Source organism: Ellagibacter isourolithinifaciens, assembly GCF_008831035.1.
In the GTDB taxonomy this organism is placed as follows: Bacteria; Actinomycetota; Coriobacteriia; order Coriobacteriales; family Eggerthellaceae; genus Ellagibacter; species Ellagibacter isourolithinifaciens.
In genome coordinates, this window is sequence record NZ_WAJR01000047.1 from 1 (window position 1) to 4,760 (window position 4,760).

The 4,760-nt window shown below is 55.0% G+C and carries 2 protein-coding genes; both read left to right on the forward strand.

The window, feature by feature from the left end; genetic code table 11:
- The first annotated feature begins 195 nt into the window (after positions 1-195).
- Entirely contained in the window at positions 196-3,201 is a 3,006-nt protein-coding gene (locus F8C90_RS10565; protein WP_158050467.1) for a restriction endonuclease, read from the forward strand.
- 50 nt (positions 3,202-3,251) lie between these two features.
- Complete coding sequence (locus tag F8C90_RS10570) at positions 3,252-4,622, forward strand: HEPN domain-containing protein (protein ID WP_158050468.1); 1,371 nt, start codon at positions 3,252-3,254, stop codon at positions 4,620-4,622.
- Positions 4,623-4,760: the final 138 nt, after the last annotated feature.

Here is a 4,760-nt window from a genome sequence, read left to right on the forward strand (position 1 = left end):
TATCCATATGCGGTTATTGCCTTTCCACGAATCCTAACTTCAGCAATTAAGATTCTAGGCGATAACCGCTTCCTGCTTTCTACGGACAGGGAAGCGGCCCCTTACACCAACATTCGGCACGCGATCCGCTGCACAAATATTCAAGCGCGTCGGCAACAAGCTCGGCTACGAGATAGAGCTGAGGACGGCGTAGACATGGCAGACTTGCAATTCAGATACACATCCGACCAGAGCCATCAGGTTCAAGCCATCGACGCTGTGGTCAACCTGTTCCAAGGGCAGGAATTCCTTTCCCGCGAGTTTTCCGGCAACACCAGCTTTGGTGCGCAGGCAACTTTTGCAGTCGGCCACGCGAACGGCATCCGCGTCTCACCGCGCCAGCTTGCTGACAACCTCCACGAAATCCAGGAGGAGAATTGCCTCGCCCGAACCGAGGAGCTTACAGACGGACGCCTCCGCGACTTCACCATCGAGATGGAGACGGGCACCGGCAAGACCTATGTGTACATCCGCTCGATCTACGAGCTCAACAAGAAATACGGCCTCACCAAGTTCATCATCGTGGTGCCCTCCGTTGCCATACGTGAGGGCGTGATCAAATCCTTCGAGAGCACCAAGGCGTATTTCGACGAGCTCTACGACCGCGCGCCACTCGACGTGTTCGTCTACGACTCCAAGAATATGGGCGCTGTCGGCAATTTCGCGCTGTCGAGCTCCATTGAGGTCATGATCATCAACATCCAGGCATTCAACAAGGAGTTCTCCAAAGACGGAGAGGAAAACAAGAGCAACCTCTTCCATCGCCGGAGCGAAAAGCTTATCGGTGGGCGCTCGCCGCGCGAGCTTGTGGTGGAGTGCAACCCCATTGTCATCATCGACGAGCCTCAGAGCGTGGACAATTCCAAACAGGCGAAGGCAGCCATCAAGAGCCTGAACCCGCTCTTCGTATTGCGCTACTCGGCCACCCACAAGGAGCCCTACAACATGCTCTACCGCCTGACGCCGGTGGACGCCTTCGACCAGCATCTGGTGAAGGGAATCTGCGTTGACTCGGTGCGCTCGGCTGAGGACCTGAACGGAAGCTACGTGAAGCTGGACTCCGTGCAGGCAAACGGCGGCTCGATCAAGGCCAAGCTCACCATAGACGTGCGCGACAAGAAAGGCGGCCAGAAGCGCAAGTCCGTCATGTGCGCGACCGGCAACGACCTGTTCGTGAAGAGCAACGAGAACCCCGACTACGAGGGCGTGCGCGGCGGCTGGGTAATCACCAACATCTCCGCCCAGGAGGGCAACGAGTTCGTCGAGTTCCAGAACGGCGAGTACCTGGAGGTCGGCGAGGCTGTGGGCGATGTGGCCGACGAGGCCGTGAAGCGCGCCCAGATCCGCCGCACGATCATCGATCATTTGCAGAAGCAGCTTGAGCTCTATCCTCTGGGAATCAAGGTGCTCTCGCTCTTCTTCATAGACAAGGTGGAGAAATACCGCGTCTACAACGACGACGGGTCTTGGAGCGCAGGGGAGTACGCCCGCGTCTTCGAGGAGGAGTACGCCGACGAGGTGGAGCACGGCACTTGGCGCAAACGCTACGAGAAGAAGGGCGTGCCACTGCCAATGGATCCCTCGCCCTTGCATCAGGGTTACTTCTCCATGGACGGAAAGGGCAAAATGAAGGACACCTCCGGCACCACCGCTGCCGACACCTCCACCTTCGAGGCCATCATGCAGTCCAAGGAGCGCCTGATAAGCTTTCCGGACGGGCATGACGATGTTAAGAACATCTCCTTCATCTTCAGCCACTCGGCGCTCAAGGAGGGCTGGGACAACCCCAACATCTTCCAGATATGCACGCTCGTGGACAGCGGAAACGAGTTCACCAAGCGCCAGAAGATAGGACGCGGGTTGCGCTTGTGCGTGAATCAGCAGGGCGAGCGCAACCATGACCCGAGCGTCAACGTGCTCACCGTGATCGCCAACGAGTCCTACGACGAGTTCGCGCGAGGGCTGCAGAAGGAGTTCGAGCGCGACGGCTACAAGTTCGGAATCCTCACGCCGGAGTCGTTCACCAAGATCGTCGTCGAGAAGGAAAACGGCGACGAGGAGATGCTCGGCTTCGAGGGGTCGAGAGCGCTCTACGAGTACTTCCTGGATACTGGCATGGTCACCGAGAAAGGCGCGATAACGCCCGAGCTCAAGCATGCCGTCGAGTACCACGTCGTGGAGCTGCCGCCCGAGTTCGAGCCTGCCCGCGAGCAGGTGGAGGCCATCATCTCCAACAAGGCAAGGAAGCTCGTCATCAAGGACAAGAGCAACGAGGTCACCGTTGAGCTTCGCAAGGATGTCACCGACGAGCCTGCCTTCCAGGAGCTCTGGGAGAAGATCCGCAAGCGCACGCGCTACGAGCTTGAGGTCGATACCGACAAGCTTGTCGAGAAAGCCATCGAGGGGATTTCTCACATGCCCGAGGTCCGCCCCGTCGAGGTCATCAGCTCGCGAGCCGACCTCTCCATCGACGATGCGGGCATCGACACATCCGTGACCGGAACCGCTATCGTGAAGACGTCTGCTGTCCGCGCCTACGACTTGCCCGATCCCATCTGGGAATTGCAGGATGCAGTGGGGCTCACGCGATCGACCATCAAGCGCATCCTTGAGGGGTGTGGCCGCTTCGAGGAGTTCGCGACAGATCCTGCCACGTTCCTCGCGCAGGTGACGGCCAAGATCGACCGCGCGAAGCTGGAGGTCCTCTCCAAGGGGATCAAGTACACGAAGCTTCCCGAGAGCGACTGGTACACCATGGAAGTGCTTGAAGTCGAGGATTTGACCGCATATCTGGATCAGAACGCCTACGAGCCCAAGCACGACAAGTCCATCTACAATTACGTCGTGTACGACTCTTCCACCGTCGAGCGGCCCTTCGCATACGACCTCGACATGGCCGAGGACGTGAAGGTGTTCGCGAAGCTGCCGAGTAGGTTCACCATCGACACGCCGGTCGGTTCATACAACCCCGACTGGGCCTATGTGTCCGAGGACGAGTACGGCGGCAAGCGCGTGTTCTTCGTCGTGGAGACCAAAGGCGGTGGCAATATCGACCCGGCAACACGCCCCCGCGAGGCGGCCAAGATCGACTGCGCCCGCAAACACTTCGCCGCGCTGGATGATGGTGTGACCTACAGCGTGCGAACGACGTATGCGGGATAACGCCATATTCGGCAAGGTACTGTGGCGTCCTAGAACCAAGAAGGAGGTCGATGGGTAACGTGAGTAACAGGCTGGCTCAATGGGCGAAATGGGGGCGCTCCTGGGAGGAGCTTGAAGACGGGCGTGGCACCATCGGAGGTGTTCGGCAAACAGATAAGGATGGGATACGTCTTTTCATCCCGTGCGATTCAATCGTTGGGAGCGCCATTGATCCGATGGGAACAGGAGCTGAAGTTGCCGACTGGTTATATGGCATTTCTGATTCAGGTAAGCACATTGCGCTTAGAAATTGCATGGCAGTTTCGATTCTTTCTGATTCGCAAGAACTCTCTGCTAGCACTATGCTTTCCGGCAATGAGGCTTTTGATATAAGCGCATCCATCAGAAAGGTTTCATTCGGTCTTCAGCACTTGGAAGATTGGGCCATCCTGAAAACTGATAACGGCGATAACGTATTCCAGACATTTCTGAAAGACCACTCATCTTCGGGATGCATTGAACAAACGTGGTACACGGATGATCGACTAAAGATCATTGTCAGGGCTGGAATGAATCTAAAATGCAACCTACCTGCTTCTGTGAATCTGGAGCAATGCTGCAGGTTGGATATCGAGTTTGTTTCACCGGAAAGCTACGAAGACGCAGACGATGTTGCTTTCTCGATACTCCTGCTTGTCTCGTTCTGTGCGGGATGGTACGCCTCCCTGGATTCAATGACCGTAACGAACTGCGATGGTGTCACCTATGAAGTTACTGAAGCCCTGGGACGGAAAAACTATGACTGGAGAAAGCCCCAGAGTTCACCCATTCCTTACGATGTTTTTGCTGACAGGAGCCAGCAATTGATCGATAAGTGGCTTCACTGTGAAGGGGATCTCAAGATTGCGATTCATGAATACGTACCAATAGCGCTCTTGCGAAGACAGTCTTACCTTGATTTTGAGTATATTGCCGCCTCGCAGATTATCGAGACATTGGGAAGAGCGGTCGATGAAAAGAATTCGACGGCCTCTTCTGAACATAATGAAATGATGGCAAGACTGAAGGCTGCTGCAGAGAACATCGAAAATGAAGAACTTAAAGAGTGGGTTTTTGGGCAAATCGCCGAAAAAAAGAGACCTACATTACGGCAATCCTTGATGGGCCTCTACGATTTCGTCGGGGCTTATTCAAAAGAGGTTTTTTCAAATAAGAAGAAGTTCGCAGACCTTCAATGCAAAAGACGCAATCCCTTCATGCATAGAAGAGCCGAAGTAGAAAAGTATTCGGATGACTATCTTTTCTTCCACACAAAAGGGCTCTTTATGCTGTCGGAAGCAGCAATAATGCGATTGCTTGGCTTCACGCAGGAAGAAGTCAACGAACTTCTCGCCAAAAGCCATAGTCGCTATTTGAAATCCAAGCTGCAGAACAAATCATGAGCAATGCATATTGAGTAGTAAGCCCTCTTGGTACTGACAGTCAGCAAATTCCGGTACTGCGAATCAACCAATTGCGGTACCGCCATAGAATCCGTCGCAAGCATCCAATCCGGGATGCGATAGACGGAAAGGAATCAC

What these genes read in the sequence shown, in the direction of transcription:
- F8C90_RS10565 (WP_158050467.1), top strand. Translation starts at nt 196, where the DNA reads ATGGCAGACTTGCAATTCAGATACACATCCGACCAGAGCCATCAGGTT.
- F8C90_RS10570 (WP_158050468.1), top strand. Translation starts at nt 3,252, where the DNA reads ATGGGTAACGTGAGTAACAGGCTGGCTCAATGGGCGAAATGGGGGCGC.